This window comes from Microbacterium abyssi, assembly GCF_015277895.1.
In the GTDB taxonomy this organism is placed as follows: Bacteria; Actinomycetota; Actinomycetes; order Actinomycetales; family Microbacteriaceae; genus Microbacterium; species Microbacterium abyssi.
The window spans coordinates 538,348-555,929 of the sequence record NZ_CP063815.1; the positions used below are offsets into that span (position 1 = coordinate 538,348).

Genomic DNA, 17,582 nt, shown 5'->3' on the forward strand with positions numbered 1-17,582 from the left:
CGAACCGGTGAGCGGCGGCAACACTTCTGACTTGCAAGGGACACGAACAATGCACGCAGGCACTTTCTGTGAATCATCTGGCGTGTTAGGCAAACTCGGCGTACTCTGATGGCGTGCGAGGAGGACTCGAGCGCTGGAAACGTGGCGTCGGCTCGCGAGGAGTCGGCCAGGCGATGGACTACGCCTTGCGTGGCTCATGCGATTCCCATCTCCGATCTGCGGGCGCGACGGCCCTCGACGCCTACAGCGGTGTCGGCGACGCCACTGTCACACGGTTCACTGCCGAGCCCGGAGCCATCGAGCGCGATGAGCTCAACGCCGAGCAGCTCGCTCAGTGGATCGACGGCTGCGACCCAGCGTCGGGGGAGCGGCGCGGTCGTCAACTGGACTCCCCACACGCCGACCTGGTGCTAGACAGTACTGTCAATGCGCCGAAGTCGTTCAGCATTGCCGCGCTGATTCATCCGGAGCTCGCCGGCGAGTTCGAGGCGCTGCAGGATCGGCTTCGGGATCAGATCATTTCGACATGGCAGGTGGAGCTCAACGCGCGTCGGGGGGCCGGCGGGCGTGTCCGGGAGCAGCTCGCACGTATCGAAGTGGTGGAGCTGCAGCATCGCCGGTCGCGGGCGTTGGACCCACACATCCATCGTCATCTTTGGCTGGGGGTGAAGGTCCGAGGCGTTGACGGGAAGTGGTCGAACGTCGACTCGCGGGTGGCGATGCGTGTGCAGAACCTCGTGAACGCGGAAGGGGATCTCGCCGCGCGCACGGACCCGGCATGGGTGGCCGCGCTCGCTCGACACGGATACACGCTCGACGAGGATGGTGAGATCTCGCAGCTTGCGCATCTGGTGCGTCCGTTGTCGCGGCGGGCGAATCAGATCGAGGCGAACCGTGCCGTGGAGCTGGCGAAGTGGCGCGCCGCGCACCCGGGGGAGGAACCGAGTCACGATGTGCTGCAAAGAATCGACCGGTACGCGTGGGCCACGGGCCGACCGGTGAAACCGCACGACCTTGACGAGGGCGAATGGTCCCGGATTGTCACTGACGAGCTCGTACGCCTCGACCCGCATGTGCTCGACCGTCGTGTCCCCGTGTTCGCGCCACACAAGAGTCCGGAGGCTGTCGACAGAGGGCTGCTCGCTCGACGTGCCGTGGCAGATGCGGACGAGCGCTCGAAATCGAGCAACGGCCGCTTCAGCCTCCTCGACATCCGGGCCGGCGCCACACGCGCAGTCGCAGCCTCAGGCGTGACCGGTGACCGCGAGACTCTGCAGAGCCTCATTGATGACGTCGCATGGCGGGCGCTCGCGCACACCCGGGATCTGCTCCCCGATGCGTCAGGCAAGCCCGCTCACGTGAAGGCTTTCGTGACGAACCAGTTCGCGACGTTGAAGACCGAACTAGGCGAACGACTCTCGAGCCTCAGCATCGAAGGCGGGAGCGCGCCAGACGATCCACGCCATAGGGGCCGCACCCATCCACTGCTGCAGGGGAGCGGACTGGACCCTACGCAGTCCGCCGCGGCGACGGCCGTCGCCAGCACCCGTCGACTGGTCACGGTGACGGGACCGGCCGGCACCGGCAAGACGACTTTGCTGCGTGCGGCGCGCACCGTGCTGGAAGCAGAAGGCCGGCACATGCTGATCGTCGCCCCGACTCGGAAGGCGGCCGCGGTTGCCAGCCGCGAGGTCCGCACGGCCGGAACGAGCGTTCATGCGTTGCTCGCCGATCACGGATGGCGGTGGCGGAAAGACGATGCCGGGGCAGACGTCTGGTGGCGGCTGCACCCCGGTCAGCGCGACCCAGCGACCGGCGCGATCTTCCGAGGCCCACGACACCTGCCCCTGGACCCCCACGTGCGCATCGTCGTGGACGAGGCCGGGATGCTCGATCTGCACGCCGCCAACGCGCTCACGACGCTCGCCCTCGAGACCGGTGCCGGCATCGCCCTTGTCGGAGATCCACATCAAGCGACCCCGGTCGGGCACGCCGGCGCGATGGCGCTGGCCGAGCGTCGCGCCGGCACGACGGTGGAACTCTCCGGCGTGCACCGGTTCGAGGATCCCATGTACGCCGCATTGACGTTGTGCCTGCGGTCACCTCGGTCATCGGAGGATGCGGCGAACATCGCCGCCGAGCTGCAGCGGACAGGCCACGTTCGACGAGTCGATGATGCACTGGCCGCTCGCGACGCGCTCGTCGACGGATATTTGACGCGGCAGAGACACTCTCGAACGGTCGCGATTGTCACCGCGACGAACGAGGAAGCAGCCGACGTCAACGAGGCGATCCAGGAACAACGACTCGCCCGTGGTGAGATCGGCCTCGACCGGATCGCGGTGGGAAGTGACGAGCAGCGCATCCTCGAGGGGGACGTGGTCCAAACCCGCCGTAACGACCGCCTCGCCGGGATTGAGAACCGGGCCATTTGGATCGTCAGACGCATCGGTCCCGCTGCCCTTGAACTCCAGCGAGCGGACGACGCATCCGACATCCGCATGGTCACACGTGACTACGCCGCGGAACACGTTCACCTCGCCTATGCGACCACGGTGCACGGCATCCAGGGCGAGACTACCGACGCCGCCCTTGTCGGGCCCGGCGTCGACGCATCCGGACTGTATGTGGGCCTGACTCGTGGGCGTCGCCACAATGAAGCCATCGTGATCGCCTCAACGGACGCCGCAGCGCGGAAGATCGTCGCCGAGGAGATGCTGCGCGGCCTACCCGAACCGGATCTTGACGACGCCTCCCACGCTGCTCACCAGGACCTCGCCCGTGCGGCCCGCGACACCGACACCGACACGGACACCGCAGCAGACAACCACACGCACGCCCTGCGCGCGCCGAACGGAGAGGCAGCGGGGGAGAGAAGCTATCGCCGGCTGATCGCGCAGGTGGCGGCCTGGATCCTCGCCGCGCGCACGGCCTTGCTCCAGGCAACTGTCGCGGCCGCCGCCAACGACGCGCTTCTTCACGCCCGGCCCGCGCGCGACGATATCCCTCGTCACATCGAGCTCCCGCCGCAATCGCGTGAGGAGCTGGAGGAGCGGCTGCACCAGTACGAGCGTCTCGCAGCGGATCTCGAGTACGGGCGTGCCGTGTCTCCGCTGGACCGCAGGCGTGACGAAAGAGGCGACCCACGACTCGCGCCCGCCGCCCCGTATGCGACATCGATCGAAAGAGGAATCTGATGAAACTGGAAGACGCAGACCTGCTCCTACAGAGGGTCGCAACCATCGCGATCATGTACTACCCGGGGCTTCCCGCCGACGCCCCGGAGTACAAGCTCGACGATGACATCGACTGGTGCCTCGACGAGACTCCGCCCGGTGATGTATCCGCCGAGCTCCGCGATCTCATCGGGCGCACCGTCGTGGATCCAACGGCCCACCGCGAAGCCTTGACCGCGCTGGTCTACGGCAAGGTCCCCGACACGGATAACCCGGACTGATGTCCCATGGCCGCGAAAAGCGAAGAAGCGATCGCTCGGGCGAGAGCCCGGGCGAAGGCGTGGCGAGAAGCCAATCCCGAGCGGGTGGCGGCGTGGGGCAAGCAATATCGCGAAGCACACTCCGAGAAGATCGATGAGCAGAGACGGGCATGGCGGGACGGCAACCGTGAACAGATCGCGAGCCAACGGAAGGCTGCACGAGAAGCGAATCCCGAACGCGATCGTGAGACACAGCGTCGTGCCCGAGAGCGCCGACGCTCCCGCGAGCTCCGGCGTCTCGCGCACAACGCGCACAGCCGGCTCATGCGCGAGAGGGATCCGGAGGCGGCTCGCGAGCGCAGTCGGCGTTTCCGGGAGGAGCATCCGGACAAAGTTCGTGAGTATCAGCGTCGATACCGTGAACGACACCCAGAGCGCGCACGACAGAACCAAGCAATGGCCGCGCAACGGCATCGCGACGCGAACGCCGAAGCGATCCGGGAACGCCAACGATCCGCAGCAGCCGAGCGTCGGCAACAGCGGCCCGACGCATATCGCCAGTGGTATGAGCGCAACCTCGAGGAACAGCGCGCCCGCGGCCGAGAAGCATCCCGACTGCGCAGCCGACTAAAGAAAGCAGGGCTCCCCCCACGCAACATCCATCGCGCCTACGCGGCCGACCGGCGGGCCAACGACGCCGCGGCTGACAGGTACTTTCGGCGAGAACGCTCCGTTGAGGAGCTTGCGGTGATCGCTACGGAGCTCGAGCAGCGAGGAAACCTGCGCCTTCCGCGGTCAGTCAGGGAACTGCGACGCGATCTGATGGACGGTCCGCTCCCGGCCGCGTACTACCTGCAACAGTCGGTGGAGAATCGAGATCCTCGAGATGAGTCCGGCGACTTCACGTCGCAGCGGTATCTGACGGCATTGAAGCGGATGCGGAACCGGGAACTTGAGGCACTGCGAGAACAACACGAGCAAGGTCTCCAGAACATCCACGCCCAGCGTCCGCAGATCTACGAGCACCTGCAGCTACGGCGGCGCGCAGCGCTCAGAGAAGAGATCCAGATGGACTCGATTGCCCGAGTGGCCAGAGGGCTCAAACCGTATGACATCGACCACGAACTGCGAGTGCGACTGGACAAGGAGGTCACGCCCGTCGTCAATGCAAAACTCACCGAAGTGAAGGAGCATACGCTGCAACGGGTCGACGAGATACTTGCACGCTACGGGGAGGTTTCCGACCCGGCGGCGCCTTACCGGGCGCCGGGGGCGACACCAACGTCGGGGCCTGGCCTGCGGTGACGCCGATAGGTCTCGACGCGTGGTGCAGAAGGCTGCATCTCCCGTATGTCCTGAGGGTCGTTAGTCTGAAGCGCATGGGACTGTTCCGAAACGACCCACAGCGAGTACGACTCGAGTCGCAGGATGTTGAACTGAAAGCAACTCGGGCGCCGTGGAGCCTGTGGACCGACAGTTTCGGCAAGCTCGCCATTCGCGCGATCCAGATCATCGTCGTGGTCATCGTCGCGGTCGCGATCATCTTTGCGTTTCAGCAGCTCACGCTCGTTACGATTCCGCTCATGATCGCGCTGATCTTGGCGTGCGCATTCAATCCCGTGATGAGTTGGATGCGACAGCGCGGGGTGCCGTCGCTCCTGGCGACGGTGATCACACTTCTCGGGATCCTCGTGATCTTGGGGGCACTTGGTTGGCTGATCGTGTGGGCGGTTCGGGATCAGTGGGACGAGCTGTACTCCCAGGCGGAGGAAGGCTTCCAGCATCTACTCGCATGGCTGCAGACTTTGCCGTTCGATTTCCTCCAGCCCGATCAGATCGATGAGTGGGTCGACACGCTGGTCGGATTCCTGACCAGCGCCCAGTTCGGCTCAGGTGCCATCGCCGGCGTGAGCGCCGTCGCCAGCTTCGTCACCGGCCTCGTGCTGATGGTGACTGTCCTGTTCTTCTTTCTGAAGGACGGACCGCAGATGTGGGAGTTCTTGCTGCGCCCGTTCCAGGGTCAAAGCTACGTGCGAGCCCGCCGCGTCGGGGACAAGACCGTGAGCACCCTCGGCTCTTACGTGCGCGGCACCGCGACCGTCGCGGCCGTGGACGCTGTCGGGATCCTCATCGGCCTGCTCATCCTGCAGGTACCCCTCGCCATCCCTCTCGCTGTTCTGGTCTTCCTCCTCGCGTTCATCCCCATCGTCGGTGCGACAGTCGCCGGAATTCTCGCCGCGCTCGTAGCGCTGGTGGCCAATGGATGGGTGAACGCCCTCATCGTGGTCGGCATCGTGGTACTCGTCAACCAGCTGGAGGGCAACTTCCTGCAGCCCTTCCTGATGGGACGATCGATGCGGCTGCACGCGTTCGTCATCCTCGTCGCGCTGACAGTCGGAACAGTGCTCGGCGGAATCGTAGGGGCCGTTCTCGCCGTGCCGATCACCGCCGCCCTGTGGGGCGTGATCAAGGTCTGGGACGGACCGCAGCTCCCCGCACGCTGGGCTCGGCCGAAACAACCTGCAAACAGCTGAAGCGGAGACTGACCCCAACTTCTCGCCAGACTTGAGGTGGGAAGGCCTCGGGGCCTGGCATGCGCTGACGCCGACAGGTTTCGATGCTCGAAGGACCGAACCTGTGGCCTGAAGTCACGGCGTTGGCGGCGCGAGTACTTGTCACGTCTGCGAACGTGTCCCGGTGAGCCTACGGAGCGCGGATCCACGTTGCCCATGACGCGATGCAGATCAAGAGCTCCCATTGCCAAGCCGTGGTCGATCTTGCCGACGAGGATCACGAATGCCGCCTTCAGGAATCTCACGCTCGTACTCGTGCCAGCTCGGCCCAGTGCGTCGTCGCGCGCGGCGTCAGCATCCCCCGCTTCATCTGCCAGGACGGCCCGGGCCGGAACCCGCCGTAGCCGAGCCCCAGTGCATCCTTGCCGGCCTTCTTCTGCACGCCGTCGACGAGCGCCGCTATCCCGGCGTCCTCGTGTGGCTGTCGAAACGGCTCCAGCGGCAGATGCACGCCGGCCGGTAGGAGATCCGTGAGCATGAGTCCAGCGCGCGCGTAGCGCGTGCCGTCCTCGATCTGGTTGAGCAGTTGATGAGCTGCGCGCGTCAGCTCGACAGGATCGGCCGTGGGGAACGGGAGGCGGACCCGCACGCTCGGATAGTGCTTCTGCTCGGTCCAGTGGCTCGTGCCCGCGAAGGCGTCGACGCTGCGGGCGACCTGCGAGTGCCGTACCAGGCGCGCGGCGGCCTGCTGTGCATAGACCGATAGTGCCTGACGGATGCCGTCTCGTGTCGTGACTTTCTCCGAGAACGATCGCGACACGATGAGCTGATCCTTCTTGCCCGTTCGATCCTCTTCCGTGCCGATGCATGCGACTCCGCGCAGCTCCAGGGCCGTGCGCATCACCACGACGTTGAACCATTTCCGCGCCTGTACCGGATCGACCGTCGCCAGGTCCCAGATCGAGCGGACCCCGTACCCGTTCAGCCGCCGCTCCAGGCGGCCGGCGATGCCCCAGACCCCCGAGACAGGCAACGCCTCCATGAGCCGCTGTCGCCAGTCCGGTCGGGTCGCCGGCCAGACGCACACGCCGTCGAACACATCGATCTTCTTGGCCGTCCGATTCGCGAGCTTCGCCAGCGTGCGCGTCGGCGCGATCCCGACGCACACCGGTACGCCGATGAGGCGGCGCAGCGTGTCTCTGATATCGCGGCCGACGCGCGTCATGGCCTCCACGTCCGCCGCGGTGCGACGATCCACCGACAGGAATGCTTCGTCGATCGAGTACACGTCCAGCTCGTGCGTGAATCGGTCCAGGACCTCTACTGGTAGCACCGATTGTTGCTGAGTCGCGTATTCATCAGATGTCGACTGCTGTTTCGCCTTGTGGCGGAGGCTGATGCATCCGGCGATTGATCAGCCTGTGCTGTACAGTTCAGTGCATGCTGACTATTGCTTCTCGACTCGACGTCATGAACCGGCTCGGCCGGGCCATGGCGGATCCGACGCGTTCCCGGATCCTGATGACCCTGCTCGAGGGACCGAGCTACCCGGCGGTGCTCTCGCGTGAGCTGGAGCTGACTCGCTCGAACGTGTCGAACCACCTCACCTGCCTGCGCGACTGCGGCATCGTGGTCGCTGAGCCGGAGGGTCGCCAGACTAGGTATGAGATCGCTGATCCGCACCTCGCGGCCGCTCTCATCGCGCTGGTGGATGTGACTCTGGCTGTCGACGAGCACGCTCCGTGCGTGGACTCGTCGTGCACCTTTCCGGGTTGCTGCGGAGCGGGAGCAGACGCGTGAGCGCGGCATGCGGCTGCGAGCACGAGCCGACGACCACGGCAGTCGATGAGAGCGAGGAGAAGGAGCGGCCCTGGTGGAGGGACCGCGGGATCATGGTGCCGGTCTTCTCCGGTGTCGCGTTCCTCGCTGGTCTGATCCTTGAGTGGTCCGGCATGGAGATCCCGGCACTGGTGCTGTTCTGGGTCGGCTTGCTGCTGGGCGCGTCGACGTTCACGCCGGGCGCGATCCGGAAGCTGTTCAAGGGCAAGCTGGGCATCGGGCTGCTGATGACGATCAGCGCGGTCGGCGCAGTCGTCCTCGGCTACGTCGAAGAGGCTGCGGCGCTGGCGTTCCTCTACTCGATCGCAGAGGCGCTGGAGGACAAGGCGATGGACCGCGCCCGCGGCGGGCTGCGAGCGCTGCTGAAGCTGGTCCCCGACACCGCGACCGTGCGCCGCGACGGCGCTTCGGTGGAGATTGCGGCGAAGGACCTCGCGGTCGGGCAGGTCATGGTGGTTCGTCCCGGCGAGCGGATCGCGACCGACGGAGTCGTCCGTGCGGGGCGCTCCAGCCTGGACACCTCGGCGATCACGGGCGAGTCGATCCCGGTCGAGGTCGAGCCCGGCGACGCCGTGTCGGCCGGCGCGATCAACAGCGCCGGTGCGCTGGAGGTCGAGACGACGGCGGCGGGCACCGACAACTCGCTCACGACCATCGTGGAGCTGGTGGAGCAGGCGCAGGCGGAGAAGGGCGAGCGAGCGCGCCTCGCGGACCGGATCGCGCGCCCGCTGGTCCCGGGCGTGCTGGTCCTCGCGGCCCTGGTCGCCCTGGTCGGCTCGCTGTTCGGGGACCCGGAGCTGTGGATCACCCGAGCCCTCGTCGTCCTCGTCGCCGCCTCCCCGTGCGCGCTGGCGATCTCGGTGCCGCTGACGGTGGTCGCGGCGATCGGCGCGGCGAGCAAGTTCGGCGTGATCATCAAGTCCGGCGCGGTGTTCGAGCGCTTCGGCACGGTCCGCCACGTCGCCGTCGACAAGACCGGCACCCTCACCCGCAACGAGCCCGCCGTCACCGCGGTCCTCGCCGCGGACGGCGTGACCGACGCCCAGGCGCTGGCCTGGGCGGCCGCGCTGGAGCAGCACAGCACGCACCCGCTGGCCGCGGCGATCACCGCCGCAGCCCCCGGAGCCCAGGCTGCGGAGGGCGTGACCGAGCAGGCCGGGCACGGCATCGAGGGCAAGATCGACGGGACTCGGATCACCGTCGGCAGCCCCCGCTGGCTCGACGCCGGGGTGCTCGGCGACCAGGTCGCGGGCCTGGAGGAGCAGGGCATGACCGTTGTGATCGTGCACCGCGACGGGGCCCCTGTCGCCGCGATCGGCGTCCGCGACGAGCTGCGTCCCGAGGTCCCCGAAGTGGTGCGGACTCTCGCGGCGCAGGGCGTCGGGGTGACGATGCTCACCGGCGACAACGCCCGCACGGCACGGGCGCTGGCAGCGCAGGCCGGTATCAGCGACGTGCGCGCGGAACTGCGTCCCGAAGACAAAGCGACCGCGATCGGGGAGCTGTCAAAGGCGGGGTCGGTTGCAATGATCGGCGACGGCATCAACGACGCCCCCGCTCTGGCCGCCGCGGACATCGGCATCGCGATGGGCGCGACCGGCTCGGACGCGGCGATCGAGTCCGCCGACGTCGCGTTCACCGGCCACGACCTCCGCCTCATCCCGCGCGCGTTCGACCACGCCCGCCGCGGACGCCGCATCATCAACCAGAACATCGTCCTGTCGCTGCTGATCATCACCGCGCTGCTGCCGCTCGCGCTGTTCGGCGTCCTCGGACTCGCCGCTGTGGTGCTGGTCCACGAGATCGCCGAGGTCGTCGTGATCCTCAACGGACTCCGCGCCGCCCGCACGCGTACCCCACGGCTGGAGAGCTGATGCTTGCGACCATCGGCTCAGCGATCGGCTTGTTTGCTGCGACCAACATCGATGACATCGTCGTGCTGACCGTGCTGTTCCTGGCCTCCAGCCGAGGGAAGCCGCGACCGTGGCAGATCGTCGCAGGCCAGTACCTCGGGTTCATCACCCTCGTCGTGATCAGCGTGATCGCCGCGCTCGGCCTGACCATCGTCCCCGACGAATGGGTGGGCTTCCTCGGCCTGATCCCGCTCGGCATCGGCATCTGGACCCTCGTGCGGGGCCTGCGACGCAACGGTGACGACGATGACGACGACGAGAAGATCACCGCGGTCGGGCTGTGGGGCGTCGCCGGGATCACGATCGCCAACGGGGCCGACAACATCTCCCTCTACACGCCGATCTTCCGCACCAGTTCGCCCGGCGACGTCGTCGTCATGATCGCGGTGTTCCTCGTCCTCGTCGCCGTCTGGTGCGCTGCTGGACGCCTGATCGGAACCCACAAGGCCGTCACCGAAACGCTTGAACGCGTCGAGCACTGGCTCGTACCCGTCGTGTTCATCGGCCTGGGCCTGTTCATCCTGATCGATTCCGGCGTCATCGTCCGCCTCGTCGAGGTCCTCGCATGACCCCGGACGCGGCTGCCGATGCTGAGCTGACGTCGGGAGAGCGGCAGCAGAGGGGGCGTTGGCGGCTCACGGCGGGGGCACTCGCGCTCGGCGGGCTCGTCCTCCTGATCGATCAGGGGACGAAGGCATGGGCGGAGGCCACGCTCACAGTAAGTGAGCGCCTCCCGCTGATCGGCGACCTGCTGGGCCTGCAACTCGCTTACAACCCCGGCGCGGCGTTCTCCTTCGGTGAGGGTTCCACCTGGGTGTTCGCGCTGGTGGCCGTCGCGGCCACCGTCACCGCGATCGTGTTCGCGTTCCGTGTCCGACACCCCGGGTGGGCGATCGTGATCGGCGCGCTTGGCGGGGCCGCCGCCTCCCACGCCGGCGACAGGCTTTTCCGTGCTCCAGGGTTCGCCCAGGGGCACGTCGTGGACTTCCTCGCCTACGGGAACTGGTTCATCGGGAACGTCGCCGACGTCGTGATCGTCACCGCCGCGATCGCCGGAGCGCTTCTGATGATCCGCGGCAACGAGAACTGAGAGGACCATCATGGAGATCATCCTGCAGTATTTCAACGGCTGCCCCAACTGGGAGGTGCTCGACCAGCGGCTCGCTGAAGTAGTCAACGACCGATCCGATGTCAGGGTCATACGTCAGCTGGTCGAGACCCCCGAGGACGCCGTGCGCCTCGGGTTCCACGGCTCCCCAACCGTGCTCGTCGACGGCATCGACCCGTTCGCCGACGAGCGTACCCACGTCGGGCTCGCCTGCCGGATGTTCCGCACGCCAGCTGGGATCGCCGGGTCGCCGACCGTCGAGCAGTTGCGCGAAGCGATTTCCGGCCCGGGCGCTGACGTGTGATGCTCGTTCAGGCGTGGTCGGAACGGAGTGCCGGATAGTCGGACCAGTCACCGCCGGCGAGACGCGACCATGCGGCGGCGGACGAGGTCGTGATGCCGAGGAGATCCGAGACGATCCGGGGATGCATTTGCCGGGTGAGCTCGATGAGCGCTGTGGTGCGTGCGCTTCCCGCGAGCAGGCCTTCGGCGCGAAGACGACGGCTCAGCGGGCCCGGGGTGAGGTGATTGCCTGGGTTCCGGCCGGGGAACAGCCATCCTTCAGGATGGTGCTTCGCGGCGTCGGCGAGATCGCTGATGGCGTCGCCAAGGATCTCGGGGAGCCCGATCGGCTCGGCCCCGACGGTCAGCGTGACGGGCCGCGAGCTCGTATCGATCTGTGTCCGGGTGATCGTGACGATGCGGGTCAGCTGGATGCCGTAGAGCAGTACGAGGAGCCCGGCTGCCCGGGTCTTCGGGTCCATGCCGGCATCCGACAGGAACTTGCGAGCCATCTGCCATCGGTGGTCGGAGGCGTAGCTTCGCCCTTCGAGGCGATGGGCTCGGAACTCGACTCGGAGGGTGCTCATCCGGTGCCGTCGTAGCCAGCGAGTGAATGGTGCCAGCGCGTCACGCTGGCTCGGTGAATCAGTCAGATATGCGTCGAGCCGGCGCTGCGGATAGGTTGCCAGCGTCTCTTGCTGTGACCGAATCTCTCGAAGAAGCGCGGCGCAGTACTTCAGCGCGGCCCGTTGCCTTTGGAAGCCAGCGGCTGGACTCGAGGTGACGTCCCGTGGAGTGGTGGAGGTTCCGGCAGGGTCGCCCGCGTCGTAGACGTGGGTGAGCCATCGTGCGATGGTCAGTGAGAAGTACCGATCAAAGTTCTCTCTCACAGGAAGACACAAAGCACGATGGCTCTAGACCAGTCTGCCCTCCTCGAGCTGCTCGGGGAACTGAAACTCACCGATGTCACCGACCGGATCCGCGTCGCGACCGAAGCGCTCTACCAGGAGCTGATCGACGCGGAAGCGGCCGCGTTCATCGGCGCCGCCCCCTTCGAACGCACCCCGGACCGTGTGACGCAACGCAACGGCACCCGTCCCCGCACGCTCACGACGACAGCGGGCGAGTTGGAATTGCGGATCCCGAAGCTGCGACAGGGATCGTTCTTCCCGTCGTTGTTGGAGCGGCGCCGTCGCGTTGATCAGGCGCTGTTCGCGGTCGTGATGGAGGCGTATGTTCACGGCGTCTCCACCCGCAAGGTCGATGATCTGGTGAAGGCGCTCGGCGCGGACACCGGGATCTCGAAGTCCGAGGTGTCGCGGATCTGCGCGAACCTGGACGAGGACGTTGCCGCGTTCCGCGACCGGCCCCTCGCGGACACTTCCTACCCGTATGTGTTCCTCGACGCGACCTACTGCAAAGCCCGCGTCGGCCGGCGCGTGGTCTCCCAGGCGGTCGTCGTCGCGATCGGTGTCGCCGCCGACGGGCGCCGGGAAGTGCTCGGGTTCGAGGTCGGAGAAACAGAATCACAGCCGTTCTGGACGACGTTCCTGCGGTCATTGAAGGCTCGAGGGCTCGGCGGGGTCAAGCTGGTGATCTCCGACGCTCACACCGGCCTGATCTCCGCGATCGAGACGGTGTTCGCTGGCGCCAGCTGGCAACGCTGCCGGGTCCATTTCATGCGCAACGTGCTCTCGAACGTCCCGAAAGCGTCCGGTCCGATGGTCGCGTCGATCATCCGCACGATCTTCGCCCAACCCGACACCGAGCACGTGTTCGCACAGTTCCACGAGGTCGTGCGCATGCTGACCCGCTCACATCCGAAGATCGCGGACATGCTCGAAGACGCGAAGGACGACATCCTCGCGTTCTGCGGATTCCCACAGCAGCACTGGCGGCAGATCTGGTCCACGAACCCGCTCGAGCGGGTCAACAAGGAGATCAAACGACGCACCGACGTCGTCGGCACCTTCCCCAACCCCGCCGCGCTCCTGCGCCTCGCCGGGCACGTGCTGATCGAGCAGCACGACGAATGGGACGGCGCAGACCGCCGCTACTTCTCCGAACACTCCATGAAACTCCTCACCGCCATCGACGAGGAGGTGGCCATCCCAGAACTCAACGCGGCATAATCACAGAAGCTGATCCCGCACGGTGTCGAGAAACTCCACCATTCAGCGGGACGTCACCGGACTCGATGTACTGCGGGGTACCGCTCGGAAAGCCCGGGTGGACCGGAGGAGCTCCCAGGTGCAGTACCGGCGCAGGACCAGCCGGTCCTCGGCATGTTCGATGCCCGCCAACCATCCATCGAGCCAGTGGTCGAAGCGCGTGCCTTCGACATCGATCTCCGGAAGCACTCCTGAGCGGACCAGAAGCGAGAGGAGGAACGCTACCGACTGTCCCGACCGGGCTCGGGTGATGATCGCCTCGGCGGTGAGTGGCAGGGTTCCGTCCGCGATCTCGCGGAGCACCATCGCGCACTTGCTCTTGTGCATCCAGCGTTCGAGCGATGCGGCTTTGCTGTGGTGCGTGAGCAGATAGTCCGCAAGGGGGTGGAGGTCCGCGCGGATCTCTCCCGCGTCGTCGGCGAGCAACTGCTGGATCGCGACGGGCCGGCGGCACTCGACGCAGAGATGATGCTTGCGGATCTCCTCGATCGAGCCACACCCAGGGCAGGCCATCGTCACCGGAGCGCCCGCGCAGTCGGCGCAGACCTTCTGACCGTTCATGAAACCGGTCAAGAACACCCTGCGCCCGCACTCGGGACAGGGCTGCGGTCTACGCATCGCGTAATAGCAGCGTGCGCATACCCGTCGCCCGTCAAGGTGGGAGGCGACCCGGCCAGGTTCTCCGCAGAGACCGCAGGTCTTGATCGGTGCGGTATAACAGGCCAGGCAGACGAGTTCCGGGCGGCGGACGATGATGGTCGCGTGCTGCCTGCACCGCGAGCAGTCACCGAACGATCGAGGGTCGGCTCGCCAGCATTCGCGGCAGAAGCGCTGTCCGTCGATCGTGCGCTGCACGGGTCGGACCCGGCCACAGGAAGCGCAGGAGACGGACCTGGCGTTCCGCTCGCAACGAGAGCAGTGCCGACCACCGCTCGGCGTCTTGTGGGGCATTCTCACCGAGCGGCCGCAGGACTCGCACGTCGGCAGCACTACCCGGTCTGCTCCTTCTTCTACCAGCGCGCGGGCCAGATCCTGGACGGTCACAGGCACATTCGCATGCCGCCCCTCGAGGACCCCAGGCTGCTTGATCAGCGCGAGCTCAAGAAGCCGCTGCGTGAGGGGCACTGGCGCAACCGAATGCACGATCTCAGCGAGACGCTCGGGCAAGATCTCGGGAACGAGGGGACGCACGAGGTCGATAACTTCCGTGACTCTCGGCTGCTGCGGAGGCTTGGCCACCGTGGCTACTTCGTACGCGGACGGCGGATGGTTGCGCGGACAGGACGGAGATCACCGATCGACCCGCGCGTCGCTTCCTCGCCCACGGCCACCGGGGTCGATGCCTCTCGGCGAGCGATTGTCACGAGATCGTCGAGTGAGCACTCCAGCGCATCGCACAACGCCGCCAACACGTCGAGACGCACCCGCTGAGGCGGTTGCGTCACCAGCCGATACACCTGCTCCCTGGACAGGTCGATCCCGCGTTCCTCGAGCAGTGGCTTCAGCTTGGAGGTCTGGAAGATCCCGCGCGAAGCCATCACTCTGCGGAGATTCCATCCGGTGTCGAGCTCAACGGTCATCAGCTTCTCCTTCGATGAGGGCCTTCAGTGCTTCCGCGAGCACCCGGTTCTTGTAGTCCGAACTGACGGAGGCGTAGATCGAGGTCGTCGAGGCGTGCATGTGCCCGACCTGCTCCTGGACGAATCGATCGGCATAGCCGAACTCCAGCAAATGCGTGACGTAGGAATGCCGGAGGCTGTGCAGCGTCAGATCCTTCGACAGGCCAGCCTCGTCCCGCAGCTCCGCGAACCTCCGGTCGAGATACCCGGCGGACAGACGCGTGCGACGCTCGGTCACCCAGAGCGCGTCAAGGTCAACTCCGGGCGCGAAGCGTTCCCGGGCCTGCTCGAGCCATTGCTGCATGCCCGGCACCCACCAGTCGAACTCCGGCACCAGCAGCACCGTCCGCCGCCGCGGCGCACCACCTCCTGCAGCCTTCGCCCACCGCACGTGTATCGCGCCGTAACGCCCCCACTGGCGCATCTTTGCGTTGTGGTGCAGGTCGACGGTGTCGAGCATCACCGCCTCCGTGCGGCGCAACCCGAACGCGTAGACCGTCTTCAGCAGTTGTGCGTCACGCAACGCCCCGAGAGCGCCCTTCCGGCCCGACGCCACGAGCAGCTCGACGCGAGCGTCGGCGGTGTCGAACAGGCGCTCGATCTCGTCGTACGTGAACGGGCGGCGTTTCCCGTCCCCCTCGAACTCAAACCGGTGCGCGACCGTGTTCCACGGCAGACACACCTGGGACGGGACCTCACCGAACTCCCGGTCGCAGATCACCGCAGATGGTGGATGCAGTACGTCGCGACACCCCACACCTGGAGGTCGCTCAGCTCGGGCACAACGATGTCCGGGTGCTGCGCGTTTTCCGCCCGCAGGACCACGCCGGCCGGCGTGAGCTCCAAGCGCTTGACGGTCAGCTCCCCGTCAAGGACGGCCACGATAACGTCGCCGTGCTGCGGGAGCTTTGACCGGTCGACCAGCAGCTCATCCCCATCGCTGATGCCGGCACCGGTCATGGAATGCCCGGACGCGCGGACGATGAACGTCGCCGCCTGATCGTCGACGAGCATGTTCGTGAGGTCTATCGGGCCGTCGTAGTAGTCCTGCGCGGGAGAGGGGAACCCACACGCGACCGCGACCGGCGCGGCCATGATGGTCGCCACCGTGTCCGCATCGATCAGACGTGGCAGAGTCGCCAGCATCCCCGCCTCCCAAGCAATGAACATACAACCGATACTCCAGTATGCGCATTCTGTTCTAGCTTCGAAGATTTACCTGATGAGTGGGCAGGGAGTCGGGCGCGTCGCTACCTCACATTCGTGACCTCAGCGACCGGCACTTCGGGCCGCGCGCGCAGGTATCGGACGGCGTGACGAAACGAGCTGCCGGTGATGGCGGTGTCGGCGGATATCTCGACCACGAGCGGCTGTACAAGCGTGAGCTGCACCGATTCCCCGCGGGCCCGACTGAACCGGTCGACCGCGACAGGCTTCACGGACGCCGGCCACGGGTGCGTACCCGTCGGAGCCTCCAGCAGCTTGCCGAGCGTCCCTGATGCCGCAGCCGAAAGCGATGTAGAGCGGCCGACGATCCGCAGCTCCCCATCGATAGGCAGGCCGAGGACCAGTTCTCGAGGGCGGCCGCGTGATCCGATGACCGCGCCGCAGATCACGTCCAGAGTGTCACGATGCTTCACCTTCACCCACACGCGATCGCCACCCCTATAGGGCTGCGCTGCGCCCTTCACGACGAGCCCTTCAACGCCGGAAGGTGTCAGCGCCTCGAACCACTGGGCGGCCTCGACGGCATCCGCCGTCACGGGGGAGAGGTTCAGCGGCGGCGACCAGCCCGTCGCTAACTCTTCAAGCAGCATCCGCCGATCATCCAACGCCAGATCCCGGGCCTCGCGATCCGCGATCGCGAGGACGTCGAAAGCGACATACGACGCCGGTTCCAGCCGAGCCAGCGTGGCCGCTCTCGCCGCCCCAGCGCTTGTGCGGCGCAGCAGCGCATCGAAATCGAGACGGCCGTCGATCCACACGACGGCCTCGCCGTCCAGGACGACACCGGCTGGTAGCTGCGCCGCCGCAGCTACCAGTTCCGGGAAACCGCGGGTGAGGTTTTCCCTTGCCTCGACCACAGGGTTACCGCGTCGTCATCGACGACGAGCAGCATGCGGAACCCGTCCCACTTCGGTTCATACCGGGCGCCGCCGGGAAGTGAGTCGGCCGCAGGTAGTGACATGGCCGGCCGAGCTAACGCCACCCCCAGGGGCGGCCGCAGCTCGGCCGGCCCTGGGGCATATCAGCCCTTCACGTCGCGAGGATCATTGCCGTAGCTGTTGCGCTCGGCAATCTGCCCGCTCTCGTTCTTGATGATGTGCTCAACCTTGCGGCTTCGAGCGAGGTCGCGACCGGCGTCGATCGCCTCTTCCTTCGTGCGATGCGCGCCACCTTCGTTCGATGCAGCGCCGGTCACGCGGTTGTGCCACGCGCCGTCCTGGTGGAAGGTCTCAACGTCTCCAGTTGGCATGTTGCCTCCGATCGGTAATTGAGATCCCATCTTCACAACTGTGCACCTGCGCCAACAGCCCCTTGCCGAGTGGGTGCGCGCGCCGTTATCGGGGACTACTCGGCAAAGGGCAGGATCACTTGGCCAGTCTGCCCGTCCGATCAATCTGCCGTAAACGATCGTTTTTGACCGCGTCGCGCGGAGTGCGTCAAAACGTCCGCCGGAAACGTGGATCAAAACCGTCTT

18 protein-coding genes are annotated in these 17,582 nt (G+C 66.5%); 10 read left to right on the forward strand and 8 right to left on the reverse strand.

What is annotated here, in order from left to right:
* The first annotated feature begins 113 nt into the window (after nucleotides 1–113).
* From IM776_RS02570 to IM776_RS02585, 4 genes are all read left to right on the forward strand, one after another.
* Complete coding sequence (locus tag IM776_RS02570) at nucleotides 114–3,197, forward strand: AAA family ATPase (RefSeq protein ID WP_228479875.1); 3,084 nt, start codon at nucleotides 114–116, stop codon at nucleotides 3,195–3,197.
* The gene (locus tag IM776_RS02575; protein ID WP_193597872.1) at nucleotides 3,197–3,457 is read left to right on the forward strand and encodes a hypothetical protein; all 261 of its coding nucleotides are present in this window, start codon (nucleotides 3,197–3,199) and stop codon (nucleotides 3,455–3,457) included. Before IM776_RS02570 ends, IM776_RS02575 begins: the two co-directional genes overlap by 1 nt.
* Nucleotides 3,458–3,463: 6 nt before the next feature.
* The gene (locus IM776_RS02580; RefSeq protein WP_193597873.1) at nucleotides 3,464–4,741 is read left to right on the forward strand and encodes a hypothetical protein; all 1,278 of its coding nucleotides are present in this window, start codon (nucleotides 3,464–3,466) and stop codon (nucleotides 4,739–4,741) included.
* A gap of 74 nt (nucleotides 4,742–4,815) precedes the next feature.
* Nucleotides 4,816–5,970: an AI-2E family transporter gene (locus tag IM776_RS02585; RefSeq protein WP_193597874.1), complete on the forward strand. Its 1,155-nt coding sequence runs from the start codon at nucleotides 4,816–4,818 to the stop codon at nucleotides 5,968–5,970.
* A 280-nt stretch (nucleotides 5,971–6,250) separates the two neighbouring features.
* Here the strand turns inward: IM776_RS02585 and IM776_RS02590 are convergent, their stop codons facing one another.
* Nucleotides 6,251–7,282 (reverse strand): DinB/UmuC family translesion DNA polymerase, encoded by a 1,032-nt coding sequence (locus IM776_RS02590; protein WP_194421517.1) that lies wholly within the window; start codon nucleotides 7,280–7,282, stop codon nucleotides 6,251–6,253.
* A gap of 107 nt (nucleotides 7,283–7,389) precedes the next feature.
* Between IM776_RS02590 and cmtR the strand changes: the two genes are divergently transcribed.
* From cmtR to IM776_RS02615, 5 genes are read left to right on the forward strand one after another with little or no spacing between them, the layout of a single operon-like run.
* On the forward strand, nucleotides 7,390–7,749 hold the full coding sequence (gene cmtR / locus IM776_RS02595) for a Cd(II)/Pb(II)-sensing metalloregulatory transcriptional regulator CmtR (RefSeq protein WP_194421518.1): 360 nt from the start codon (nucleotides 7,390–7,392) through the stop codon (nucleotides 7,747–7,749).
* Entirely contained in the window at nucleotides 7,746–9,662 is a 1,917-nt protein-coding gene (locus IM776_RS02600) for a heavy metal translocating P-type ATPase (RefSeq protein WP_028707591.1), read from the forward strand. Before cmtR ends, IM776_RS02600 begins: the two co-directional genes overlap by 4 nt.
* Complete coding sequence (locus tag IM776_RS02605) at nucleotides 9,662–10,270, forward strand: cadmium resistance transporter (protein ID WP_026936349.1); 609 nt, start codon at nucleotides 9,662–9,664, stop codon at nucleotides 10,268–10,270. Before IM776_RS02600 ends, IM776_RS02605 begins: the two co-directional genes overlap by 1 nt.
* Nucleotides 10,267–10,791, forward strand: coding sequence for a signal peptidase II (locus IM776_RS02610; protein ID WP_026936350.1), 525 nt, complete (start codon nucleotides 10,267–10,269; stop codon nucleotides 10,789–10,791). The genes IM776_RS02605 and IM776_RS02610 overlap by 4 nt, the downstream gene beginning before the upstream one ends.
* A 10-nt stretch (nucleotides 10,792–10,801) precedes the next feature.
* The gene (locus tag IM776_RS02615; RefSeq protein ID WP_026936351.1) at nucleotides 10,802–11,113 is read left to right on the forward strand and encodes a thioredoxin domain-containing protein; all 312 of its coding nucleotides are present in this window, start codon (nucleotides 10,802–10,804) and stop codon (nucleotides 11,111–11,113) included.
* Between the two features lie 7 nt (nucleotides 11,114–11,120).
* Here the strand turns inward: IM776_RS02615 and IM776_RS15835 are convergent, their stop codons facing one another.
* Entirely contained in the window at nucleotides 11,121–11,603 is a 483-nt protein-coding gene (locus IM776_RS15835; protein WP_228479876.1) for a hypothetical protein, read from the reverse strand.
* 396 nt (nucleotides 11,604–11,999) lie between these two features.
* On the opposite strand from IM776_RS15835, the gene IM776_RS02625 reads away from it, so the two are divergent.
* Nucleotides 12,000–13,223: an IS256 family transposase gene (locus IM776_RS02625; RefSeq protein ID WP_194421519.1), complete on the forward strand. Its 1,224-nt coding sequence runs from the start codon at nucleotides 12,000–12,002 to the stop codon at nucleotides 13,221–13,223.
* A gap of 42 nt (nucleotides 13,224–13,265) precedes the next feature.
* On the opposite strand, the gene IM776_RS02630 is transcribed toward IM776_RS02625, so the two are convergent.
* The 6 genes from IM776_RS02630 to IM776_RS02655 all read right to left on the reverse strand — a co-directional run bounded on the left by IM776_RS02630 (nucleotide 13,266) and on the right by IM776_RS02655 (nucleotide 17,387).
* Nucleotides 13,266–13,835 carry a hypothetical protein gene (locus tag IM776_RS02630; protein ID WP_228479877.1) on the reverse strand — a complete coding sequence of 190 codons (570 nt, stop codon included), beginning with the start codon at nucleotides 13,833–13,835 and terminating at the stop codon, nucleotides 13,266–13,268.
* 671 nt (nucleotides 13,836–14,506) lie between these two features.
* Nucleotides 14,507–14,842, reverse strand: coding sequence for a helix-turn-helix domain-containing protein (locus IM776_RS02635; RefSeq protein WP_026936353.1), 336 nt, complete (start codon nucleotides 14,840–14,842; stop codon nucleotides 14,507–14,509).
* A complete protein-coding gene (locus tag IM776_RS02640; RefSeq protein ID WP_323741039.1) occupies nucleotides 14,832–15,602 on the reverse strand; it encodes a tyrosine-type recombinase/integrase in 771 nt (256 codons plus the stop codon). Before IM776_RS02640 ends, IM776_RS02635 begins: the two co-directional genes overlap by 11 nt.
* Entirely contained in the window at nucleotides 15,599–16,027 is a 429-nt protein-coding gene (locus tag IM776_RS02645; RefSeq protein ID WP_193597886.1) for a LexA family protein, read from the reverse strand. The genes IM776_RS02640 and IM776_RS02645 overlap by 4 nt, the downstream gene beginning before the upstream one ends.
* A 104-nt stretch (nucleotides 16,028–16,131) precedes the next feature.
* On the reverse strand, nucleotides 16,132–16,965 hold the full coding sequence (locus tag IM776_RS02650) for an ATP-dependent DNA ligase (protein WP_323741041.1): 834 nt from the start codon (nucleotides 16,963–16,965) through the stop codon (nucleotides 16,132–16,134).
* A gap of 164 nt (nucleotides 16,966–17,129) precedes the next feature.
* Nucleotides 17,130–17,387, reverse strand: a complete 258-nt coding sequence (locus tag IM776_RS02655) for a DUF2188 domain-containing protein (RefSeq protein ID WP_228480012.1) — start codon at nucleotides 17,385–17,387, stop codon at nucleotides 17,130–17,132.
* Between the last annotated feature and the right edge of the window lie 195 nt (nucleotides 17,388–17,582).

Coding starts and splice junctions, on each gene's coding strand:
- IM776_RS02575 (WP_193597872.1), top strand. CDS start 3,197: ATGAAACTGGAAGACGCAGACCTGCTCCTACAGAGGGTCGCAACCATC.
- IM776_RS02580 (WP_193597873.1), top strand. CDS start 3,464: ATGGCCGCGAAAAGCGAAGAAGCGATCGCTCGGGCGAGAGCCCGGGCG.
- IM776_RS02585 (WP_193597874.1), top strand. CDS start 4,816: ATGGGACTGTTCCGAAACGACCCACAGCGAGTACGACTCGAGTCGCAG.
- cmtR (WP_194421518.1), top strand. CDS start 7,390: ATGCTGACTATTGCTTCTCGACTCGACGTCATGAACCGGCTCGGCCGG.
- IM776_RS02605 (WP_026936349.1), top strand. CDS start 9,662: ATGCTTGCGACCATCGGCTCAGCGATCGGCTTGTTTGCTGCGACCAAC.
- IM776_RS02610 (WP_026936350.1), top strand. CDS start 10,267: ATGACCCCGGACGCGGCTGCCGATGCTGAGCTGACGTCGGGAGAGCGG.
- IM776_RS02615 (WP_026936351.1), top strand. CDS start 10,802: ATGGAGATCATCCTGCAGTATTTCAACGGCTGCCCCAACTGGGAGGTG.
- IM776_RS15835 (WP_228479876.1), bottom strand. CDS start 11,603: ATGGCTCGCAAGTTCCTGTCGGATGCCGGCATGGACCCGAAGACCCGG.
- IM776_RS02625 (WP_194421519.1), top strand. CDS start 12,000: ATGGCTCTAGACCAGTCTGCCCTCCTCGAGCTGCTCGGGGAACTGAAA.
- IM776_RS02635 (WP_026936353.1), bottom strand. CDS start 14,842: ATGACCGTTGAGCTCGACACCGGATGGAATCTCCGCAGAGTGATGGCT.
- IM776_RS02645 (WP_193597886.1), bottom strand. CDS start 16,027: ATGCTGGCGACTCTGCCACGTCTGATCGATGCGGACACGGTGGCGACC.
- IM776_RS02655 (WP_228480012.1), bottom strand. CDS start 17,387: ATGGGATCTCAATTACCGATCGGAGGCAACATGCCAACTGGAGACGTT.